Genomic DNA, 20,725 nt, shown 5'->3' with positions numbered 1-20,725 from the left:
CCACCGGCGCCGGGAGGTATGCCGCCCGCCTGCGGGCGCGGGCGGCATACCTCTCCGTGCTGGCTCAGTAGTGCGTCATCGGTGACAGGACATCACATCTTGCAGGCGGTGTTCGCAGGACCGTAGGCGTCGGCGGCGGGGATGGTCTTGACGACCTCCTCGTAGTCCCAGTCCTCCTTGACCTGGTCCTTGCTCTTGACCTTGACCTGGTATACGTCGTGGATGACGTTGTGGTCGGCTGCGCGGACCTCTCCGTTGCGCAGGAACATGTCGTTGATCTTCTTGCCCTCGAGCTGCTTGACGATGTCGTCGGACTTGTCGGTGCCAGCGGCCTGGACGGCCTCGAGGTAGTTGAAGGCGGCCGAGTAGTTGCCGGCGTGGGCGAACGACGGGCGGGTGTTGGTCTTGGCCTTGAACTTGTCGGCCCAGGCCTTGTTCTGCGCGTCGAAGTTCCAGTACCACGCATCGGTGAACGTGGTGCCCTTGAACTGGTCGACGCCCAGGCTGTGGATGTCGGTGATGAACATCAGGCCGACGGCGAGCTTGGCCTTGTCGGCCATCCCGGCCTGGTTGTACTGCTTCACGAAGTTCACGAGGTCGCCACCGGCGGCCATGATCCCGATGACGTCGGGCTTGGACGAGCCGGCCTTGGTGATGAAGGTCGCGAAGTTCTCGTTGGGGAAGGGCGTGGCGATCTTCTGCTGGACCGTGCCACCGGCGCGCTCGACGGCGGCGGTGAAGGACTTGGTCATGTCCTGACCGAAGGCGTAGTCGGGGTAGACGATCGACCAGTTCTTGCCGCCACCCTCGACCAGTGCCGCACCGGTGCCCGACGCGAGCATGTAGGTGTCGTAGGCCCAGTGGAACGTGTACTTGTTGCACTGGGCGCCGGTCAGCGCGGTGGTGCCGGCGCCGATGTCGATGAACAGCTTCTTCTTCGCCTTGGCCTGCGTCGCGACGGCGAGCGCGGCCGACGAGGTCGGCACGTCGAGGATGATGTCGGCCTTGTCGCGGTCGTACATCTCCTGCGCCTTGGTGTTGGCGACGTCCGGCTTGTTCTGGTGGTCGGCCGAGACGATCTCGATGTTCTTGGCGACGGCCTTGTCGCCGTACTTGGCCTTGTAGTCGTCGATCGCCATCTGGATGGCGACCTTCGAGTTCGGGCCGGACAGGTCCTTGTAGACGCCTGACTGGTCGTTGAGCAGACCGATGACGACCTTGTCGTCACTGATCTTCCCGCCGCCGGAGCTGGGGCCGCCGGCCCCACCGCACGCGGCGAGCACGAGGCTGCCGGTGACAGCAGTGGCCAGGACGGCCAGGGTCTGTCGGGACGTGGTGCGCTGCATGTTCCCCTCCTGGGGTGTGGTGCCGGACGTGCGGATGTGGTGCGGCTGGGCGCTTTCGATCGGCGTCACATGCCGAGGTACTCGAGGAGCTCGGAGGTGCGGGACTGGAAGGACTCGTTGTCGAGCGACTCCACGACGCGGCCCTGCGCGAGCAGGTAGTGGCGGTCGGCGACTGTGGAGGCGAAGGTGACGTTCTGCTCGACGAGGAGCACCGAGACGCCCTGGTCCTTGATCTGGCGGATGATGTCGCCGATCTGCTGGACGATGACCGGCGCGAGTCCCTCGGACGGCTCGTCGAGGAGCAACAACCGCGAACCCGTCCGCAGGACGCGGGCGATCGCGAGCATCTGCTGCTCACCGCCCGACAGCTTGGTGCCGGGGAAGTCACGGCGCTCGTGCAGCACCGGGAACTGCTCGTAGACGCGCTCGAGGCTCCACGCGTCGGCCTTGCTGGTGATCGGGGGCAGGAGCAGGTTCTCCTGGACCGAGAGCGTCGCGTAGATCCCGCGGTCGTCGGGCACCCAGCCGATGCCGGCCTTGGCCCGCTTGTCGGCACTCGACCGCCCGAGCACCTGGCCCGCCCACGAGACCGAGCCCTCGACCTGCCGGTGCAGCCCCATCACCGAGCGCAGCAACGTCGTCTTGCCTGCGCCGTTGCGTCCGACGAGGGTGACGACCTCGCCCGGCGCGACGCGCAGGTCGACGTGCGTCAGGACGCGCGCTTCCCCGTACCACGCGGACAGGCCATCGACCTCGAGGATCGCTCCGGACATCGGGGTCACCCCGCCTGTCCGAGGTAGGCGGTGACGACGCGCTCGTCGTGGCGCACCTGGTCGTAGCTGCCCTCGGCCAGCACCTGACCGGACTGCAGCACCGTCACGGTGTCGGCCAGCGAGCCGACGACGTGCATGTTGTGGTCGACGAACACGACGGTGCGTCCCTCCGAGACCTTCTTGACGAGTGCGATGGTGCGGTCGACGTCCTCCAGGCCCATGCCTGCGGTCGGCTCGTCGAGGAGCAGCAGCTGCGGGTCGAGCGCGAGCGCGAGGGCGAGCTCGAGGGCCCGCTTCTGCCCGTAGGCCAGCGACCCGGCCGCGGCGCCCGAGCGGTCCGCCAGCCCGACCTGGTCGAGCAGGTCCATGGCGCGGTCGCGGAACTGCCGCATCTGCGCGGAGGACCGCCAGAAGCGGTAGCCGAGCCCGGTCGGGGACGCGAGCGCCAGCTCCACGTGGTCGACGGCACTCATCTGGTCGAACAGGCTGGTGATCTGGAACGACCGGGCGATCCCGAGGTGGGCGATCTGCTCAGGCTGGCGGCCGGTGATGTCCTGGCCGCGGAAGAGGATCCGGCCCGACGTCGGCGACAGGAAGCCGGTGAGCAGGTTGAACAGGGTGGTCTTGCCAGCGCCGTTGGGGCCGACGAGCGCGTGGACGGTGCCGTCGGCGACGCTGAGGCTGACGTCGGAGACCGCGCGGAACCCGCGGAACTCCTTGGTCAGCCCACGGGTCTGGAGCAGTGCTCCTGCCGTGGGCGCGCTGGCGTCGCTGGGCACCGGGCACCTCCTCGTGCGGTCGGTGCGACGGTGGGGGATCCGTCGCGTTCTGGAGAACCCTAGGGCGACCGGAGGGGGCCGGACATGTCCGGGTTCGCCACACAACCGTGCCAGAACATGTCCTCGGCACACACCCGGCGGTTGTCATGGTTTGGCCTGTTTTCGCGTGGTTGTCGCAGGTGGCCAGAGTATGCCGGGTGGTTCAGTGCCAGCCGGCGGGATGGACCTCGCCCGGGATGTCGGCGGCCGGGTCGTAGGGCGTCCGGCTCAGCCGGAAGGACCCCAGGTCGAGGTGGCCCGGGCGACCGTCGGCGTCACGCACGACGGTGAGCGGCTCACCCTCGAAGTAGCCGTCGAGACCCACCCAGCCGGTCTCGGTCGGTCGCAGCCGCGTGCCCCGGAGCTTGCCGGGCTCACCCAGCACGAGGTGGCCATCGGCGGCGAGCCTCACGTCGTAGCCGGTCGTGCCCCAGTACCAGTCGCCCACGAGGTCGAGCGCGGACGCGTGGTCGGCGTCCGCGTGCCAGGGCCGCACCGGGCGCGGCTCCGCGGCGAGCAGCTCCAGCAGGTCGGGGCCGAGCGGGCCCATGCCCGAGGTCGCGTTCGCGAAGACGACGAAACCGTCGCCGGTGGACAGGTTGACCCGCAGCCCGGCCAGGAAGCCCGGCATCGAACCCCCGTGTCCGGCGAATCGGACGCCATCGACGTTCCAGACCTGCCAGCCGAGGCCGTGCGCCCCGGTCCAGGCCTGCTCGGGCACGTCGCTGACGACGAGCGGCAGGCACATCTCTTCGAGCGTGGCCGCGTCGAGCAGCCCGGCCGTGTCGCCGGCCAGGAAGGTGGCCCAGCGCGCCAGGTCCTCGACCGTCGACCACAGCTGCCCGGCCGGGGCCATCGCCCCGGCGTCGTGCTCGGGCTCGACGTGGAGCAGGTCCGCCATCGGGTGCACCCCCCAGCCGGGTGCCGCCGGGGCGACCGGCCGGGTCGTCGTGCGTGACATGCCGAGCGGCTGGAGCAGGTTCGCGGTCACGGCGTCCTGCCACGACACACCCCGGAGGCGCCCCACGAGCTCGCCCAGCACGGCATACCCGAGGTTGGAGTAGTGGAACCGCGCGCCGGGACGGAAGCGCAGGCGCGGCCGACTCGCCAACAGGTCGCTCCAGCTGCCGCCTTCGACCCGCTCCCACCACGGACCCGACGTCTCGGCCTGGAGGCCCGACGAGTGCGAGAGGAGCTGCGCGACGGTGACCCCTGCGAACTCGGCATCGGCGGTCTCGGGGAGGAGGGAGTAGATCCGGTCGTTCAGCTCCAAGCGCCCCTCGTCACGCAGGCGCAGGACCTCCACCCCGACGAAGGTCTTGGTGATCGAGCCCATGCGGTACTGCGTGTCGGTGCTCGACGGCTCGCCGTCGACCCGACCGGAGAGGGTGCCGACCGCACCCGACCACACCAGCTCGCCGTCGCGGACCAGGCCTGCCGCCGCCGAGGGCAGCCGGCTCTGCGACTGCTCGGTGGCCAGGCGCAGGTCCAGTGCGCGGGCCGTGGTGGGGTCGATCGGCATCCGGCTACGCCTTCTTCGTCGCGGCCTTCTTGGCCGTCTTCTTCGCAGCCGTCTTCTTGGTGGCGGCCTTCTTGGTCGTCGTCTTCTTGGCCGCCCGCTTGCGCGTGGTGGGGCCCTTGGCCCGCTTCTCGGCGAGCAGCTCGGCGCCCCGCTCCGGGGTGATCGCCTCAGGGTCGTCGCCCTTGCGCAGCGTCGAGTTCGTCTCGCCATCCGTGACGTAGGGCCCGAAGCGACCGTCCTTGACCACCATCGGCCGACCCGACACGGGGTCGTTGCCGAGCTCCTTGAGGGGAGCCGTGGAGGCACGACCGCGCTGCTTGGGCTGGGCGTAGATCGCCAGGGCCTCCTCGAGGGTGATGTCGAAGAGCTGCTGCTCGGTGGTCAGCGAGCGCGAGTCGGTGCCCTTCTTGAGGTAGGGGCCGTAGCGACCGTTCTGCGCGGTGATCTCGACCGCGGTGCCGTCCTCCTCGGTCGACATGCCGACGACCCGGGGCAGGCTGAGCAGCTTGAGGGCGGTGTCGAGGTCCATGGTCGCGAGGTCCATGTCCTTGAACAGGCTCGCGGTGCGCGGCTTGACCTTGGCCTTGCCCTTGAGCGCCGCGGTCTCTTCGTCGAGCACCTCGGTGACGTAGGGGCCGTAGCGACCGGCCTTGGCCACGATGTCGCGCCCGTTGGCGGGGTCCTGCCCGAGCACCTTGCCGTCGTCCGCGGACTGCTCGAGCAGCTCGCGGGCCTTGGCGGGGGTCATCTCGTCGGGGGCGATGTCGTCGTTGATCGTCGCGCGGCGGGGCGTGGTGGAGGCGTCGTCGCGCATCTCACCGGTCGACAGGTCGACGCCCTGCGGGACGGTCTCCTCGACGTAGGGGCCGTAGCGGCCCACGCGCACGACGATGCCCTCACCGATCGGGATGGTGGAGATCTCGCGGGCGTCGATCTCGCCGAGGTCCTCGACGAGGTGCTTGAGGCCCTGGCCGGAGCGGCCGATGTTGGGCAGGCCACCAGGCGACCCAGTGGCGGCGCCGGTTCCGAGTCCATCACCGAAGTAGAAGCGCTGGAGCCATGCGGCCCGCTGCTCGTCTCCCCCGGCGATCCGGTCGAGGTCCTCCTCCATCGAGGCGGTGAAGTCGTAGTCCACCAGCTCGCTGAAGTGCTCCTCCAGCAGCCGGGTTACGGCGAACGCCAGCCAGGTGGGGATGAGGGCGTTGCCGCGGGTGTTGACGTAGCCGCGGTCCTGGATCGTGCCGACCGTGCTGGCATAGGTGGAGGGACGACCGATCCCCTTCTCCTCCATGGCCTTCACCAAGGTCGCCTCGGTGTAGCGCGGCGGCGGTGAGGTCTCGTGGCCGTCGGCGTCGGCGCGCAGCGTGGTGATGTCCACGCCCTCGCTGAGCTTGGGCAGCCGGCGCTCCTCGTCGGCCTCCTGGGCGCGGCTGATCTGCTCCTCGTCGCGGCCCTCCTCGTAGGCCGCGAGGAACCCGCGGAACGTGATGACCGTGCCGGACGCGCTGAACTCGACCACCCGGCCGTCCTCGAGGGTGCCGCCGAGCTTGACCGTGGCCGTCGACCCGCGGGCATCGGCCATCTGCGAGGCGACGGTGCGCTTCCAGATCAGCTCGTAGAGCGCGAACTCGTCGCCGCGCAGCTCGCCAGCGACCTGCGCCGGGGTGCGGAACCGGTCGCCCGCGGGACGGATGGCCTCGTGCGCCTCCTGGGCGTTCTTGACCTTCTTCTCGTAGCGGCGAGGGGCGTCGGGGACGTACTCCGCGCCATACAGGTCACGGGCCTGCTGGCGTGCGGCGGTGAGGGCGGCCTCCGACAGCGTGGTGCTGTCGGTACGCATGTAGGTGATGTAGCCGTTCTCGTAGAGCCGCTGCGCGACCCGCATCGCGTTCTTGGACGAGAGCCGCAGCTTGCGCGACGCCTCCTGCTGGAGGGTGCTCGTCGTGAACGGGGCGGAGGGGCGCCGTGTGTAGGGCTTCTCCTGAACGCTGGTGACCTTGACCTGGGCCGAGATCACCTGTCGCGCAATGGAGTTCGCGGTCTCTTCGTCGAGGTGGACGACATTCTTGGACTTGAGCATGCCGTCGTCGGCGAAGTCGCGGCCGGTGGCGACGCGAAGGCTGTCGACCGCGCTCAGCCGGGCTCCGAACTGGTTGGACGTGCCGTCGGGCGTGAAGTCGCCCTCGACGTCCCAGTAGGACGCCCGGACGAACGCCATCCGCTCGCGCTCGCGCTCGACGACCATGCGGGTCGCGACCGACTGCACGCGACCGGCGGACAGGCCGGCCTTGACCTTGCGCCACAGGACCGGGCTGACCTCGTAGCCGTAGAGGCGGTCGAGGATGCGGCGGGTCTCCTGCGCGTCGACCATCGCGACGTCGAGGTCGCGGGTGGTGTTCGCGGCCCGCTGGATCGCTTCCTTGGTGATCTCGTGGAAGACCATCCGCTTGACCGGCACCTTGGGCTGGAGCACTTCGAGCAGGTGCCACGCGATGGCCTCGCCCTCGCGGTCCTCATCAGTGGCGAGGTAGAGCTCGTCGGCACCCTTGAGCAGCCGCTTGAGCTCGGAGACCTTCTTCTTCTTGTCGGCGTCGACGACGTAGTAGGCCTCGAAGCCGTTGTCGACGTCGACGCCGAACCGGCCGAACGGGCCCTTCTTGATGTCGGCGGGCATCTCCGACGGGGTCGGGATGTCGCGGATGTGCCCGACCGACGCCTCGACGTCCCAGTCCTTGCCCAGGTAGCCGCCGATCGTCTTCGCCTTGGCAGGCGACTCGACGATGACGAGCTTGCGCCCCTCACTCATGGTTCAACCTCAGTTCCTGACCCCATGTGCAGCGGATTCGTCGCTGCATGGACACGGCATCGCCGATGACGGTAGCCGAGCGCGTCAAGTTCGCGTCACACCGCCCGCGGTTCGGCCGGTCACCTCGTCGGCGTGTCGAACAGGCTCAGGTCGGGAGGCAGGAGGTCGAAAGCCGTCGTGCGAATGGTCACCGGGCCCCGCAGACCGTCCGCGGACAGATCGAGGACGCACCCGGTGTCCGCGTCCGCGACGATGCGGAGGTTGAGCTTCGGCCACGTGCTCACGAAGCAAACGACGCCAAGAATCGGATGGGCCTCTAGGGTGCGCAAGGCTGGGTCACCAAGGATGTCGAGCCACGCGGCTGCGTTGTCTGCGGACTCGAGAGAGTCGGCTTCCTGCGCCGGATGGCGGAACACCGCATCCGGCTCAATGGGCGTCAACGAGCCGCCCCCGAGTTGCCCGAACAGACCCTCAGGACCATCGAGCCACAGCACCTGCCCGGCCTGCTCAACGCGCAGCCACCGCCCGAGTCGCCAGTACGTGACCGTGCGCGGAGCCCCGGTGGCCGCACCAGTGAGCAGGTACGTGGCCCGCACCGTGACGTCCTCCCTCACGAACTGACCCCCACCCCCGGGACCCATCGACCACGTGTGATGCGACGGGGCCATCAGCAGAGCGTCGCGCTGTAGGAGTAACGAGTGACCGACTGCCAGCGCACACCGTCCGGCCATGCCAACCCGTACGCGGCACTTCGAAATGTGCCGTGCTCGGCCTGCGAACAAAGCACAGACCTCCCCTTGAACGCCTGCGGCATCACCGTTTGCACTGAGCACTCATAGTTCGTCCGATTGTAGAAATTGCCGAAGTAGTCCTTCTCCTGGAGCTTGACGCATACCTGCTGGACGTCAAAAGTCCCGACGCAGTTCTGGAAGGCCGAATACGAAATCCAGTTCCTGTGCGAGGAGTCCACCACGATTCCCGGCGTATTCGCGTGGCCGGTGCATTCCCACACAGAGGCAGCCGCAACATCCCCCTCGTGGCCGGCTCCTTCTGACCCTTCGCGTCCCCAGGTCGCTCCGCGATCGTGTTGACCTCCTTTGCCAACTTCGCCTTGCCCACCCCGGCCTCCCGACGGGGCAGGAGACCCCCATGCGACTTGGGGCACGCTCCCAAGCACTCCGACGAGGACGATAATGGCTACGCACGGGCAAAGTCTGTTGCGTGTCATGACACTTCCCCGGTCCGAATCAGCCGCCTCCTGCGGCTCCTCCTGTCGGGACGCCTTGAGGAAGCCGAGGTGACGCGAGTGTCCAATTGAGTTTAGTTGAAGGTTCAAGTAATGTCAGGTATGGTTCCCCCATGAGCGAGACCGCGACCACCACCCGCCAGCCCGTGTTGTACCTGAGCCACGGCGCACCCCCGCTGGCCGACGACCCGGTGTGGACCGACCAGCTCTCGACGTGGTCGACGCAGTTCGCCAAACCGGCGAACATCCTGATGGTCTCCGCGCACTGGGAGGAGGCGCCGCTCTCGCTGTCCGCGACCACCGGCGACGTCCCCCTCGTCTACGACTTCTACGGCTTCCCGCGGCACTACTACGAGGTGACGTATGCCGCTCCGGGCGCGCCTGAGCTCGCCGCCGACGTCGCGAAGCTCGTGCACTCCACCGACACGCCGGTCCAGCGGGACAAGACCCGTGGCCTCGACCACGGCGCCTACGTGCCGCTCGTGGAGATGTACCCGGAGGCCGACATCCCGGTCCTCCAGATGTCGATGCCGACCCTCGACCCGCGGGCGCTGTTCGACCTCGGCCGCAAGCTCGCTCCCCTGCGCGACCAGGGCACCCTGATCGTCGGCTCGGGCTTCACCACGCACAACCTGCGCTGGTTCAACCCGGCCGGTGGCCCTGACGGCACGCCCCCCGCGGCCTCGTCCGAGTTCGACAACTGGGCCGCCGAGGCGCTCGAGCGCCAGGACGTCGACGCCATCCTCGACTTCATGCAGAAGGCCCCTGCCGCCCGTGAGGCTCACCCGCGCACCGAGCACTGGGCGCCGTTGTACGTGAGTCTCGGCGCGGCATACGAGTCCGGCAGCCTGGACAACAAGAGCGTCATCGACGGCTTCTGGTTCGGGCTCAGCAAGCGCTCCTGGCAGTTCGCCTGACCCGGACCCTGCCTCAGGGGATGACGACGGACTTCCCCTTGGTGTGGAACTCGCCCTGCACCCGCAGCGCCTCCGGCGCGTCCGCGAGGGCCCACCGTCGGTCCATGACGGGGGTCACCAGCCCGCGCGCCACGAAGTCGGCCACGAGCTCGAGGTCGTCCGTGTTGCGCGCGGCGACCTTGAAGGCCGGGGCCCGCTGGCTGCCGAACGCGAAGTAGACCGGCACCCTGAGCAACCGCGGCAGCGGGTGCAGCCACTTCGACTTCGGCGACGTGACCATGACGTAGCTGCCCTCGGCGGAGACCAGGCGACGGCTCTCCCGGAGGGTCAGGCTGCCGGCGTTGTCGAAGAACACGTCGAACGTCTCGCCCAGCTCCCGGAGGTCGTCGCGGGTGTAGTCGATGACCCTGTCGGCGCCGGCTCGACGGGCTGCCTCGACGTTGCCGGTGCTGCACACGGCCGTCACGTGAGAGGCCCCCAGTGCCTTGGCGAGCTGGACCGCGAAGCTGCCGACGCCACCCGAGGCGCCGTTCACCAGCACCCGCTGCCCCGCCTTCAGCTGGCCCCAGTCGCGCAGGCCCTGCAGCGCGGTCTCGGCAGCGACGCCGATGGTGGCCGCCGTCTCGATCTCCATCCCCTCGGGCACCGGCACCAACCAGTCGGCCGGCGCCACGACGAACTCGGCGAACGCTCCGCCCGACACCTCGCCGAAGACCCGGTCGCCCGGCTGGAACCGCGTGACCGCCGACCCGACCGCCTCGACGACGCCAGCGACGTCGGCCCCCGGCACCTGCCGCTTGGGTCGACGCAGGCCCAGGGTGGGGCGCGCGAACATCGGCAGCCCGGTGACGTAGTGCCAGTCGAGGGCATTCACCGAGGCGGCCCCGACCCGGACGAGCACGTCGTCGGGCCCGACCTCCGGCACGGGCACGGTGCGCAGCGTCACCACGTCCTCGGGACTGCCGTAGCGCTCGTGCACCGCCGCGCGCATCGTCCTGGGTGTCGGACGGGTATGCCGCGGGGCCGGCTCAGCGGCTGCGCGCGGCGCGGCGACCGAGGAGAGGGTGTGGTCGAGGTCGGTCATGGTGGCTCCCAGGCTCAGGTCGAACTTACGGTGTAAATATACGGTGTAAGTTAGCCCTACGGCGTAAGTCTGTCAACGGCCGAGAGCTAGCATTCGTGACAGCCACGCAGTCGACCCGGAGGCAGCCTTGACCGACACCCTCGCCCCTGGCACCGAGAAGGGGACCCCCCGCCTGCCGCTCAGTCGCGAGCGCATCCAGCGCGCCGCGGTCGACGTGGCTGACGCGGAGGGCATCTCGGCGGTCTCGATGCGCCGGATCGGGCAGGAGCTGGGCGTCGAGGCGATGTCGCTCTACAACCACGTCGCCGGCAAGGAGGCCCTGCTCGACGCGATGGTGGAGCAGGTGGCCACCGAGATCGTCGCCGCCGTGGCGTCGCTCGCCTCCCCCGACCCGGCGACCGACTGGCGTGGCGCGCTGCGGGCCCGGGCCCTGGCCGCCCGCGAGGTGATGCTCGCGCACCGGTGGTCCCCGGGGGTCCTCGAGACCCGCACCACGATGAACCTCGACATCGTCCGCTACTACGACGGCGTCGTGGGCATCCTGCGCGCGGGCGGGTTCAGCCACGACCTCGCGCACCACTCCCTACACGCCCTCGGCAGCCGCGTCATCGGCTTCTCACAGGAGCTCTTCGACCCCGGTGACGCCGCGGCCGGCGACGCCTCCGAGGAGATGCTCGCGGCGATGGCCGGCCAGATCCCCCACCTGGTCGAGATGCTCGGCGAGGTGGCCCATGACGACCCCGGGTCGACGCTCGGGTGGTGCGACGACCAGACGGAGTTCGAGTTCGGGCTCGACGTCGTGCTCGACGGGCTGGAGCGCCGCCGGGCTTCTACCGTGGTCCCATGATCACTGCCCTGCACACCCTGGTCTACGCGCACGACGCGGCTGCAGCCCGCGACTTCTTCCGCGACGTGCTCCGTTTCCCCGCCACCGACATCGGCCGCGGCTGGCTCATCTTCCGCACCGGCCCGAGCGAGCTCGGGGTCCACCCCTCGGCGTGGGACCACGGACCGGGCAACTCCGGTAGCACCGACCAGCGGTTCGACCTGTCGCTGGTGTGCGACGACCTCGAGTCGACCATGGCCGAGCTCGAGGAACGCGGCGCGGAGTTCGAGGGTGGCGTGACCGAGGAGTCGTGGGGCACCACGGTGCAGCTCGTCGTCCCCGGCGCGGGCACCATGACGCTCTACCAGCCTCGGTACGACCCCCCGGCGCTGGGAAGGTCCGAGCTCGAGGCGATGTGGTGACGAGTGGCGATGTGGTGACGAGTGGCGATGTGGTGACGGGTCGCGATGTGATGACGGGTCGCGATGTGCTGACGGGTGGCGTGGTGGTGACGGGTCGCGATGTGATGACGGGTGGCGTGGTGGTGACGGGTCGCGTGGCGGCCCGCGGTCCCGCGGTGACGCTGGCGTGAGGGACCTCCCAGGCTGGGTCCGGTGGCTGCTCGTCGGACGGTTCGTCAACGCCCTGGGCTCGATGGCCTGGGTCTTCATCCCGCTCTACCTGGTCTCCGACCGCGGCCTGAGCGCGGGCGCCGCAGGGTCCGTCGCGGCAGTGTGGGGCCTGGGCATGATCGCTGGCAACCTTGCCGGCGGGTCGGTCGGCGACCGCTTCGGCCTGCGTCCGACGCTGGCGCTGGCCTCGCTCGCCTCGGCAGTCGGCTGTCTGCTGGTACCCCTGACGCCCACTCCCGCGCTGCCCGTCGTGTTAGCTCTCATGGGTGCTCTCGGCGGCATCGGCCGTCCCGTGTCGTTCGCCCTCGTCACGAGCGCCCTGCCGACCGAGCACCGCCGCCAGGCCACCGCGTGGATGCGGGCGGTCAACAACGCCGGCACCGTCCTCGGCCCACCGCTCGGAGGCCTGCTGGCCGTGCACCACTTCGGCGCGATCTTCGTCATCGACGCGGCCGCGAGCCTGATCATGCTGGGCGTCGTGCTGTTCGTCGTGCCGACCGCCGCCCGCGTCCCGCTGCCCGACGGCACCCCCACCCGGCTGCTCGCGGCACTGCGCCAGGACCCGCGCTTCGTCCTGCTCCTGCTCACGGTCGTCGCCGCCGACACGGCCTACCGCTTCGCCTACTCGGCCGTGCCCTGGCAGCTCGACGCCCTCGGCGCCGCTCCCTGGATCTACGGCACGACCATCTCGCTCAACTGCGCGCTCATCGTGCTGTTCGAGCCGTGGCTGGCGCACCGGCTTCGCGACCGTGCCCCCGAACGCCTCATCGCCCTCGGCTTCCTGCTCGTCGGTGTCGGCTGGCTGGTCGTCGCGCCGTCCCCCGGCATCATGCTGGTCCTCGTCGCCGTGGCCGTCGTCACCGCGGGCGAGATGCTCTACAAGCCGACGGCCACTGCGCACGCGTCAGACCGCGCGCCCGAGGGGATGCACGGTCGCTACCAGAGCCTCTACGGCGCGGCCTCCATCGGCGGCACCGTCCTCGCCCCGCCCCTGGCCGGAGCGCTCTTCGAGCTGAGCCCGCGGCTCATGTGGGTGTGCGGGGGTGCCCTCGGCGTGGCCGCAGCGGCCGTCCTCGCTTTCACGGGCAGCCAATCCCTGAGTCGCTCACCCATGCAAAAGGCGAGCTGAGTCGCTCACCCATGCAAAAGGCGAGTTAGCGCCGCCCGATCGCGGCGCTAACTCGCCTTTTGCATGAGATGGCGCCGGGTGGTGACCACGCGGCATACCTGTCGGTCGTGTCAGTCGTGGTCGTGGTCGTGGCTGAGCAGCTCAGTGGCCGCCGGGGCGGCGACGCGGGGCCGGGCGAGTCGGGTCGTCGTCGACGCGCTCCACGTCGGGCGGGACGATGATCGGCTTGAGCCGCGCCCAGAGGAGGAAGACCGCGCCAGCGACTGCGAGGGCGAGACCGGTCCAGAGGTTGGCGTTGACGCCGCCGGTCTTGGCCTCCTCGGTGTCCATGAAGAGTCCCGCGAGGAGAAGCAGGACGCCGTAGATGCCGAGCAGGGCACCGATGATGTTGCGGATGTCGAAGGCGCCAGCGGTGTGGCCACCCGATGACTTGGTCGAGGTGTCGGTCTTCTTGTCGGACATCTGCAGCCTCCCTTAGAACGCGAAGTTGAGGACGAGGACCATGACCAGCGCGATGCCCGCGAGGGGAATGGTGCGCTGGTACCACGGCATGGCGGCTTCCTCGGGGTCGACGAGGTCCTCCCTGGGCGTCTCGGAGTAGACGAGACCCTTGAGCTCGGAGGCCGGCTTCGGTTGGGTGACCAGGCTGACCACGACGCTGAGGACGATGTCGACGACGAAGGCGGTCGAGGCCGCGACGAAGCTCGCCCCCTGCCCCGAGAGGGGGATGACTCCCTGGCTCGCCGAGCCGAACGCGTCCTCGGAGAGGAAGGCCACGAGGACCGCCGAGAGGGTGCCGCTCGACAGCCCCACCCAACCGGCGGTGGCCGTCATCCGCTTCCAGAACATGCCGAGGATGAAGGTCGCGAACAGGGGCGCGTTGAAGAACCCGAACAGCGTCTGGAGGTAGTCCATGATGTTCGAGAAGCTGCTCGCCAGCGTGGCCGTGAAGATGGCGATGAGGGTCGCCGCCACCGTGGCCAGCCGGCCGATGCGCAGGTAGTAGTCGTCGCTGTGGTCCTTGCGGATGTAGCGCTGCCACAGGTCATAGCTGAACACGGTGTTGAAGGCCGAGATGTTCGCCGCCATGCCGGCCATGAACGCGGCCAGGAGACCAGCGATGGCCAGCCCCAGGAGCCCGTTCGGCAGGATGTCGCGCATCAGCAGGAGGAGGGCGTCGTTGTACTTCACCCCTTCGCCGGAGGCACCTCCCGGCGGGCTGCCCCCACCCTTGAGGTCGATCATCTCCTTGACCAGCACCGCCGAGACCATGCCGGGGAAGATGACGAGGAACGGCACGAACATCTTGGGGAAGGCGCCGATGATCGGGGTCTTGCGGGCCGCCGAGATCGACTTCGAAGCCATCGCCCGCTGCACCTCGACGAAGTTCGTCGTCCAGTAGCCGAAGGACAGCACGAAGCCGAGGCCGAAGACGATGCCCACGACCGACCAGAACGGGGAGTCGAAGCCCGACAGGGCCTGGCCGGGCCAGGACTCGAGCTGCTGCGCCGCCGGTGCCACCTTCGCGTCGGCCGGTGCGGAACTGGCGAAGGCCTCGATCTTGTCCTTGAGGCCGCCGTAGCCACCCACCCGGTGCAGGCCGATGAGGGTCAGCGGCAGGAGCGAGGCGACGATGACGAAGAACTGCAGGACCTCGTTGTAGATCGCCGCCGACAGGCCGCCGAGGGTGATGTAGGACAACACGATCGCCGCGGCCACGATGAGCGCGACCCAGAGCGGCCACCCGAGCAGGGCGTGCACGATGGAGCCGAGCAGGTAGAGGTTCACCCCCGCGATGAGCAGCTGGGCGAAGGCGAAGCTGATCGCGTTGACCAGGTGGGCCCCCTTGCCGAACCGGCGGAACATGAACTCCGGCACCGACCGCACCTTGGAGCCGTAGTAGAACGGCATCATCACGACGCCGAGGAAGAGCATGGCGGGGATCGCACCGACCCAGAAGTAGTGCACCGTCGGCAGGCCGATCTCGGCACCGTTGGCCGACATGCCCATGATCTCGACGGCACCCAGGTTGGCCGAGATGAACGCGAGTCCGGTCACCCACGCGGGCAGCGAACGCCCCGACAGGAAGAAGTCGATCGAGTCGGAGACCGACCGTCGGGCCATGACGCCGATGCCCAGCACGAACGCGAAGTAGATCGCGACGAACGTGTAGTCGAGCCAGTTGGCGTCGATGAGAGGTTCGGCAGCGGGGAGGACGAAGGGGGCTAAGGCGTTCACGAGCGACTCCTGGGGTGCGTCGACGGACCTCAGGCCAACCTAGGGCGTATGCCGCGAATCGGCACCCGGGCCGGCGTCGCCTCCCGACCGCGGGTCGCTCCGCCCCGGCTCCGGGCCGTCGTCGCGTTGCTAGCATCTGGCTCGAGATGGAGATCGCTGAGCAGGTCGAGGCGTACCTCGCCAGCCAACCCGACGCCAAGCAGTCCGACCTCCGGCAGCTGCACGCTCGGGTGCTGGCCGAGTTTCCGACGTGCCGGTTGTGGTTCACCGACGGCACCAACGACGAAGGCAAGGTCGTGGCCAACCCGAACGTCGGCTACGGCGCCTACCTGATCACCTACGCCGATGGCTCCTCGCGCGAGTTCTATCGAATCGGCTTGAGCGCCAACACCGCTGGCATCTCGGTCTACGTGCTCGGCCTCGACGACAAGGCCTTCCTCAAGCGCACCTACGGCGACTCGATCGGCAGGGCGAGCGTCACGGGCTACTGCATCAGGTTCAAGCGCCTCGCCGACATCGACGTCGACGTCCTCCAGTCAGCCATCCGCCACGGCATGTCCCTCGACGACAGCAGCTGAGAACGGTTCAACGTGGGTCTGCGCTACTGATGCGCGTGCGATTCCGGCGCGCGTGCTCGTTCCGCCCTTAGCTGCTTGACCGCTCCGATGGTGAACAGGACGAGGACTGTCATTGCAGTACAGCACGGGTGGCACCCGCCGGAGCGCCAGCCACGGCATTCGGCCGGCCGTCAGACCGCAGGGATGCCAAGGGCGCAGGATCGCGCGCCCTTGGCATCCCCGGGCGACGCTTGGATCAGACCTTGGCGCCGGCCAGGTCGGGCGCGGGGGCCTCGCCGGTGTCGACGTCGACCGCCGCGCCGCTGAACTGTGCGGCGTAGAGCTCGGCGTAGGCGCCACCGCTGGCGAGGAGCTGCTCGTGCGAACCCTGCTCGACGATCTGGCCGTCGCGCATCACGAGGATGACGTCGGCGTCGCGGATCGTCGACAGCCGGTGGGCGATCACGAAGCTCGTCCGGTCGTGGCGCAGCGCCGACATCGCCTGCTGCACCAACAGCTCGGTGCGGGTGTCGACCGAGCTGGTGGCCTCGTCGAGGATCAGCAGCGCGGGGTCTGACAGGAAGGCCCGCGCGATGGTGATGAGCTGCTTCTCGCCCGCGCTGATGTTGCCGCCCTCGGCGTCGAGCACCGTGTCGTAGCCGTCGGGCAGCGAGTGCACGAACCGGTCGACGTAGGTGGCCTTCGCCGCGGCGAGGACCTCGACCTCGCTCGCACCCGGCCGGCCGTAGGCGATGTTGTCGCGGATCGTGCCGCCGAACAGCCAGGTGTCCTGCAGCACCATGCCGATCTCGCGGCGCAGGTTGTGCCGCGTCAGGTCGGTGATGTCGACCCCGTCGAGGGTGATCCGTCCCGCGTCGAGCTCGTAGAACCGCATGATCAGGTTGACCAGGGTCGTCTTGCCGGCCCCGGTCGGCCCGACGATCGCGACGGTCTGTCCCGGCTCGACGCTGAGGTCGAGGTGCTGGATCAGCGGCTTCTCGGGGTCGTAGGAGAAGGACACGTCCTCGAACTTCACCAGCCCGTGCGGGTCGCCGAGCGCAGTCGGGGCGACGGCGTCAGCACGTTGCTCCGGCGCATCGAGCACGTCGAAGACCCGCTCGGCCGAGGCCACCCCGGACTGGAGCAGGTTCGCCATCGAGGCCACCTGCGTGAGCGGCTGCGTGAACTGGCGGGAGTACTGGATGAACGCCTGCACGTCACCGAGGCTCATCGACCCGCTGGCCACCCGCAGTCCACCGACGACCGCGATGACGACGTAGTTGAGGTTCCCGATGAACATCATCGTCGGCATGATGATGCCGCTGATGAACTGCGCGCCGAAGCCGGCGTCGAACAGGTCGTCGTTCTTCGCCTTGAACGAGGCGCGCACCTCGTCCTCGCGACCGAAGACCTTGACCAGCTGGTGGCCCGTGAAGGTCTCCTCGACGATGCCGTTGAGCTCACCCGTGCTCTTCCACTGCTGCACGAAGTGTTTCTGCGACCGCTTGCCGATGGCCGCGGTGACGAACATCGAGATCGGGATCGTGACGAGCGCGATCAGCGCCAGGAGGGGCGAGATGTAGAGCATCATCGCCACCATCGCGACGACGGTCAGCAACGACGTGAGCATCTGGCTCAGCGTCTGCTGCATGCTCTGCGCGACGTTGTCGATGTCGTTGGTGACACGGCTCAGGAGCTCACCGCGCGGCTGGTTGTCGAAGTAGGGCAGCGGCAGCCGGTTGAGCTTGTCCTCGACGTCGCGGCGCAGGTTGAAGATGGTGCGGTTGACGGCCCCGGTGAGGATCCAGCCCATCGCCCACGACAGCACGCTCGCGACGGCATAGAGCGCGAGTACGAAGAGCAGCACCCGCCCCACTGCACCGAAGTCGATGCCGAACCCGGGCCTGAGGTCGTCCATCCTCGCGATCAGGTCGGCCTGCTTGTCCTGCCCTTGGGCCCGCAGCCCCTCGACGACCTGGGCACGCGTCGCGGTGGACGGCAGCTGCTTGCCGACGAACCCCGCGAAGATCAGGTCGGTCGCCCGCCCCAGGATCTTCGGCCCCACTGCGTTGAGGGCGACGCTGCCGACGGCCAGTGCCAGCACGGCATACAGCGACGCCCGCTCGGGCTGGAGCAGCGAGAGCAACCGCTTGGCTGACGGGCCGAAGTTCTGCGACTTCTCGGTGGGCATGCCCAGCGACATCGGGCCGCGCCGCTGACCGGCGTTCGCACCCGGCCCCCGGCGCGCTTCCGCCGCCTTCTCCTCCTCGGTCTTCACACCTTCGGCGCTCATGCCGCGGCCTCCTCTGCAGATCGCTGCGACTCGACGATCTCGACATACGTCGGACACGTCTCGAGCAGCTCGTCGTGGCGGCCTGCGCCGACCACCTTGCCGTCGTCGAGCACGACGATGTGGTCGGCGTCGATGATCGTCGAGACCCGTTGGGCCACCACGATGACGGCGGTATACCGCGTGACCGGCCGCAGCGCGGACCGGAGCCTCGCGTCGGTGGACAGGTCCAGGGCCGAGAAGCTGTCGTCGAAGAGGAACACCTCTGGCTTGGCCACCAGGGCTCGGGCGATGGCGAGCCGTTGGCGCTGGCCGCCCGAGACGTTGGTGCCACCCTGGGCGATCGGCGAGTCGAGGCCCTGCGGCATGGCTCGCACGAAGTCCTCGGCCTGGGCGATCCGCAAGGCGTCCCAGAGCTCGTCGTCGGTCGCGCCGGAGTCGCCGTACCTGAGGTTCGACGCGACGGTGCCGGTGAACAGGTAGGGCTTCTGTGGCACGAGCCCGATGCGCGACCAGACGTCCTCGAGGGCCGCATCGCGCACGTCCACACCGCCGAGGCGCACCGAGCCGCCGGTCACGTCGTAGAGGCGAGGGATGAGGGACACGAGGGTGGACTTGCCGGCACCCGTGCTGCCGATGATGGCCGTTGTCCGGCCAGGCTCGGCGGTCATCGAAACCCCTTGCAGGACAGGCACGTCGGCGCCAGGGTAGCAGAACTCGACGTCGCGCAGCTCCACCGTGGTGCCGGTCCGGGGGATCAGCACGGGAGCGGTCGGCTGGACGACGGTGGAGTCGGTGTCGAGGACCTCGGTGATGCGTCCGGCGGAGACGGTCGCGCGCGGGATCATCATCGACATGAAGGTCGCCATCATGACCGACATGAGGATCTGCATGAGGTAGCTCATGAACGCCGTGAGCTCACCGATCTGCATCTGGCCGTTCTCGACGCGGTGCGAGCCGAACCAGAGCACGGCCACGGTCGAGGCGTTGAAGATCAGCATGACGATCGGGAAGATCATCGCCATCAGCCGGCCGACGGCCAGCGCTGTGCCGGTGTACTGGGTGTTGGCCTCGCCGAAGCGGGCCTGCTCGTGCTCCTCGCGCACGAACGCCCGCACGACGCGGATACCGGTGATCTGTTCCCGCAGAACGCGGTTCACCCAGTCGACCGACTCCTGCATGAGCCGGAACTGCGGGATCATCTTGCGGATCACCAGCGCGACCGACAGGGCCAGCGCAGGCACGGCGACGGCCACCAGCCAGGACAGCCCGACATCCTCGCGCAGCGCCATGATGATGCCGCCGACCATCATGATCGGGGCCGACACCATCATCGCCGCACCCATGAAGACGACCGTCTGCACCTGGGTGACGTCGTTGGTGTTGCGGGAGATCAGGGTGGGGGCGCCGAACCGGGAGGCCTCCTGCGCCGAGAAGTCGCCGACCCGGGCGAAGATGCCGGCCCGCAGGTCACGGCCCAGTCCGGCGGCCGACTTGGCGCCGAGGTAGGTGGCCGCGACGGTGGCGACGATCTGCACGAGCGAGACCGCGAGCATCCAGCCCCCGGTGCGCACGATGTAGCCGGTGTCTCCCTTGGCCACGCCCTCGTCGATGATCTTGCCGTTCAGGCTGGGCAGGTAGAGCGAGGCCATCGTGCCGATGAGCTGAAGCCCGACGAGCACGGCGACCAGGCCGCGGTACGGCCTGAGGTAGTCGCGGATGATCCGGATGAGCACTAGTTCTTCCCCCTCGTGGAGCGCGGCGTGGAGCGTGGTGACGAGCGTGGTGCCGAGCGTGGTGCGGTGCCTGGCGCGGTGTGTGGTGTGACAGGGCGGGCGAGCGCGCCCTCGAGCACGACGTCGACCAGCTCGGAGGCCGTCGAGTCCTGGCCGTCGAGCATCGGGTGGACGCTGGAGAGCGTGAGCATGCGCAGGTAGCCGATGAAGTTGAGCACCGGGATCCGCAGCAGCGCCGCGTCGTCACCGATGAGGTCGGTGAAGGCCTGGTCGAGCTCGGCCGTCCCCTCCTGGCGACGGCGCAGCGCCTTGGCGTCCATGGGGCGGTGCAGTGGCTGGCCGGACGACTGCAGCACGCTCATCAGCGCGAAGATCCCCTGTAGGTGGGTCTGCATCACGGTGACTGCGGCGGCCAGGCGCTCGCGCAACGGCAGGTCGCGGTCCACGGCCGCCAGCTCCGCCTTCACGGCGGCGGTGTCGAACGCCTCGTGGACGCAGGCGTGGATGATCTCGTCCTTGCTGTCGAACACCCGGAAGATCGTGCCCTCGGCGATGCCCGCCGCCTTGGCGATCTCCTTCGTGCTGATGCCCCGACCCTTGTCCCGCAGCAACGGGATCGTGGCGGCGATGATCGAGGCCCGGCGGTCGTCGGGGGCCATCGCGGGAGCGCGAGGTGACATGGGAAACAGTATGAGTGAGTGAGCACTCACTCACAACTGTGTTTTCCACCTGCACAAACGCCCGCGCGGATGACAGATGTCCCGGACCTCACTCACTCGGTTCGAGGTATTCCGCGACCGGATTC

Annotated in this window: 19 protein-coding genes; 6 read left to right on the top strand and 13 right to left on the bottom strand. The window is 68.9% G+C overall.

Features of this window, described 5'->3' with window-relative positions:
- Positions 1-92: 92 nt before the first annotated feature.
- The 7 genes from AC1DWJ_RS06140 to AC1DWJ_RS06110 all read right to left on the bottom strand — a co-directional run bounded on the left by AC1DWJ_RS06140 (position 93) and on the right by AC1DWJ_RS06110 (position 8,238).
- The gene (locus AC1DWJ_RS06140) at positions 93-1,346 is read right to left on the bottom strand and encodes an ABC transporter substrate-binding protein (protein ID WP_457256339.1); all 1,254 of its coding nucleotides are present in this window, start codon (positions 1,344-1,346) and stop codon (positions 93-95) included.
- A gap of 65 nt (positions 1,347-1,411) precedes the next feature.
- Positions 1,412-2,119, bottom strand: a complete 708-nt coding sequence (locus tag AC1DWJ_RS06135) for an ABC transporter ATP-binding protein (protein WP_477620262.1) — start codon at positions 2,117-2,119, stop codon at positions 1,412-1,414.
- A 5-nt stretch (positions 2,120-2,124) separates the two neighbouring features.
- A complete protein-coding gene (locus AC1DWJ_RS06130; RefSeq protein ID WP_457256336.1) occupies positions 2,125-2,898 on the bottom strand; it encodes an ABC transporter ATP-binding protein in 774 nt (257 codons plus the stop codon).
- 202 nt (positions 2,899-3,100) lie between these two features.
- Positions 3,101-4,459 (bottom strand): serine hydrolase domain-containing protein, encoded by a 1,359-nt coding sequence (locus AC1DWJ_RS06125; RefSeq protein ID WP_477620261.1) that lies wholly within the window; start codon positions 4,457-4,459, stop codon positions 3,101-3,103.
- Positions 4,460-4,463: 4 nt separating this feature from the next.
- Positions 4,464-7,265, bottom strand: a complete 2,802-nt coding sequence (topA, locus tag AC1DWJ_RS06120; RefSeq protein WP_457256332.1) for a type I DNA topoisomerase — start codon at positions 7,263-7,265, stop codon at positions 4,464-4,466.
- A gap of 119 nt (positions 7,266-7,384) precedes the next feature.
- The gene (locus AC1DWJ_RS06115; protein WP_477620260.1) at positions 7,385-7,879 is read right to left on the bottom strand and encodes a hypothetical protein; all 495 of its coding nucleotides are present in this window, start codon (positions 7,877-7,879) and stop codon (positions 7,385-7,387) included.
- A 53-nt stretch (positions 7,880-7,932) separates the two neighbouring features.
- Complete coding sequence (locus tag AC1DWJ_RS06110) at positions 7,933-8,238, bottom strand: hypothetical protein (protein WP_477620259.1); 306 nt, start codon at positions 8,236-8,238, stop codon at positions 7,933-7,935.
- 386 nt (positions 8,239-8,624) lie between these two features.
- Between AC1DWJ_RS06110 and AC1DWJ_RS06105 the strand changes: the two genes are divergently transcribed.
- Positions 8,625-9,428, top strand: a complete 804-nt coding sequence (locus tag AC1DWJ_RS06105) for a dioxygenase family protein (protein WP_477620258.1) — start codon at positions 8,625-8,627, stop codon at positions 9,426-9,428.
- Between the two features lie 13 nt (positions 9,429-9,441).
- Here the strand turns inward: AC1DWJ_RS06105 and AC1DWJ_RS06100 are convergent, their stop codons facing one another.
- Complete coding sequence (locus AC1DWJ_RS06100; RefSeq protein WP_477620257.1) at positions 9,442-10,512, bottom strand: NAD(P)-dependent alcohol dehydrogenase; 1,071 nt, start codon at positions 10,510-10,512, stop codon at positions 9,442-9,444.
- 127 nt (positions 10,513-10,639) lie between these two features.
- Here AC1DWJ_RS06100 and AC1DWJ_RS06095 point away from each other — a divergent pair, with 127 nt between their 5' ends.
- The 4 genes from AC1DWJ_RS06095 to AC1DWJ_RS06080 are packed head-to-tail and all read left to right on the top strand — an operon-like array spanning position 10,640 to position 13,099.
- Entirely contained in the window at positions 10,640-11,359 is a 720-nt protein-coding gene (locus tag AC1DWJ_RS06095; protein WP_457256325.1) for a TetR/AcrR family transcriptional regulator, read from the top strand.
- A complete protein-coding gene (locus tag AC1DWJ_RS06090) occupies positions 11,356-11,760 on the top strand; it encodes a VOC family protein (protein WP_457256324.1) in 405 nt (134 codons plus the stop codon). The genes AC1DWJ_RS06095 and AC1DWJ_RS06090 overlap by 4 nt, the downstream gene beginning before the upstream one ends.
- Positions 11,757-11,930, top strand: coding sequence for a hypothetical protein (locus AC1DWJ_RS06085; protein ID WP_477620256.1), 174 nt, complete (start codon positions 11,757-11,759; stop codon positions 11,928-11,930). The genes AC1DWJ_RS06090 and AC1DWJ_RS06085 overlap by 4 nt, the downstream gene beginning before the upstream one ends.
- Positions 11,927-13,099, top strand: a complete 1,173-nt coding sequence (locus tag AC1DWJ_RS06080; protein WP_457256322.1) for an MFS transporter — start codon at positions 11,927-11,929, stop codon at positions 13,097-13,099. The genes AC1DWJ_RS06085 and AC1DWJ_RS06080 overlap by 4 nt, the downstream gene beginning before the upstream one ends.
- A gap of 141 nt (positions 13,100-13,240) precedes the next feature.
- Here the strand turns inward: AC1DWJ_RS06080 and AC1DWJ_RS06075 are convergent, their stop codons facing one another.
- A complete protein-coding gene (locus AC1DWJ_RS06075) occupies positions 13,241-13,561 on the bottom strand; it encodes a hypothetical protein (protein WP_457256321.1) in 321 nt (106 codons plus the stop codon).
- A gap of 12 nt (positions 13,562-13,573) precedes the next feature.
- Positions 13,574-15,337: a sodium:solute symporter family protein gene (locus tag AC1DWJ_RS06070; protein ID WP_457256320.1), complete on the bottom strand. Its 1,764-nt coding sequence runs from the start codon at positions 15,335-15,337 to the stop codon at positions 13,574-13,576.
- Positions 15,338-15,483: 146 nt separating this feature from the next.
- On the opposite strand from AC1DWJ_RS06070, the gene AC1DWJ_RS06065 reads away from it, so the two are divergent.
- On the top strand, positions 15,484-15,915 hold the full coding sequence (locus tag AC1DWJ_RS06065) for a DUF1801 domain-containing protein (RefSeq protein ID WP_477620255.1): 432 nt from the start codon (positions 15,484-15,486) through the stop codon (positions 15,913-15,915).
- Positions 15,916-16,150: 235 nt separating this feature from the next.
- Here the strand turns inward: AC1DWJ_RS06065 and AC1DWJ_RS06060 are convergent, their stop codons facing one another.
- Genes AC1DWJ_RS06060 through AC1DWJ_RS06050 form a run of 3 tightly spaced genes read right to left on the bottom strand, consistent with a single transcriptional unit; the run spans position 16,151 to position 20,600 of the window.
- On the bottom strand, positions 16,151-18,187 hold the full coding sequence (locus AC1DWJ_RS06060) for an ABC transporter ATP-binding protein (protein WP_477620254.1): 2,037 nt from the start codon (positions 18,185-18,187) through the stop codon (positions 16,151-16,153).
- Entirely contained in the window at positions 18,184-19,920 is a 1,737-nt protein-coding gene (locus AC1DWJ_RS06055; RefSeq protein ID WP_477620253.1) for an ABC transporter ATP-binding protein, read from the bottom strand. The genes AC1DWJ_RS06060 and AC1DWJ_RS06055 overlap by 4 nt, the downstream gene beginning before the upstream one ends.
- Entirely contained in the window at positions 19,920-20,600 is a 681-nt protein-coding gene (locus AC1DWJ_RS06050) for a TetR/AcrR family transcriptional regulator (protein WP_457256311.1), read from the bottom strand. Before AC1DWJ_RS06050 ends, AC1DWJ_RS06055 begins: the two co-directional genes overlap by 1 nt.
- Positions 20,601-20,725: the final 125 nt, after the last annotated feature.

It is taken from the genome of Pedococcus sp. P2_D7 (assembly GCF_056404295.1).
The sequence above is the reverse complement of the archived record's forward strand: the minus strand, read 5'-3'. Positions and strand labels throughout refer to the sequence as shown.

What these genes read in the sequence shown, in the direction of transcription:
- AC1DWJ_RS06050 (WP_457256311.1), bottom strand. Translation starts at nt 20,600, where the DNA reads ATGTCACCTCGCGCTCCCGCGATGGCCCCCGACGACCGCCGGGCCTCG.
- AC1DWJ_RS06135 (WP_477620262.1), bottom strand. Translation starts at nt 2,119, where the DNA reads ATGTCCGGAGCGATCCTCGAGGTCGATGGCCTGTCCGCGTGGTACGGG.
- AC1DWJ_RS06090 (WP_457256324.1), top strand. Translation starts at nt 11,356, where the DNA reads ATGATCACTGCCCTGCACACCCTGGTCTACGCGCACGACGCGGCTGCA.
- AC1DWJ_RS06125 (WP_477620261.1), bottom strand. Translation starts at nt 4,459, where the DNA reads ATGCCGATCGACCCCACCACGGCCCGCGCACTGGACCTGCGCCTGGCC.
- AC1DWJ_RS06065 (WP_477620255.1), top strand. Translation starts at nt 15,484, where the DNA reads ATGGAGATCGCTGAGCAGGTCGAGGCGTACCTCGCCAGCCAACCCGAC.
- AC1DWJ_RS06075 (WP_457256321.1), bottom strand. Translation starts at nt 13,561, where the DNA reads ATGTCCGACAAGAAGACCGACACCTCGACCAAGTCATCGGGTGGCCAC.
- AC1DWJ_RS06140 (WP_457256339.1), bottom strand. Translation starts at nt 1,346, where the DNA reads ATGCAGCGCACCACGTCCCGACAGACCCTGGCCGTCCTGGCCACTGCT.
- AC1DWJ_RS06100 (WP_477620257.1), bottom strand. Translation starts at nt 10,512, where the DNA reads ATGACCGACCTCGACCACACCCTCTCCTCGGTCGCCGCGCCGCGCGCA.
- topA (WP_457256332.1), bottom strand. Translation starts at nt 7,265, where the DNA reads ATGAGTGAGGGGCGCAAGCTCGTCATCGTCGAGTCGCCTGCCAAGGCG.
- AC1DWJ_RS06105 (WP_477620258.1), top strand. Translation starts at nt 8,625, where the DNA reads ATGAGCGAGACCGCGACCACCACCCGCCAGCCCGTGTTGTACCTGAGC.
- AC1DWJ_RS06060 (WP_477620254.1), bottom strand. Translation starts at nt 18,187, where the DNA reads ATGAGCGCCGAAGGTGTGAAGACCGAGGAGGAGAAGGCGGCGGAAGCG.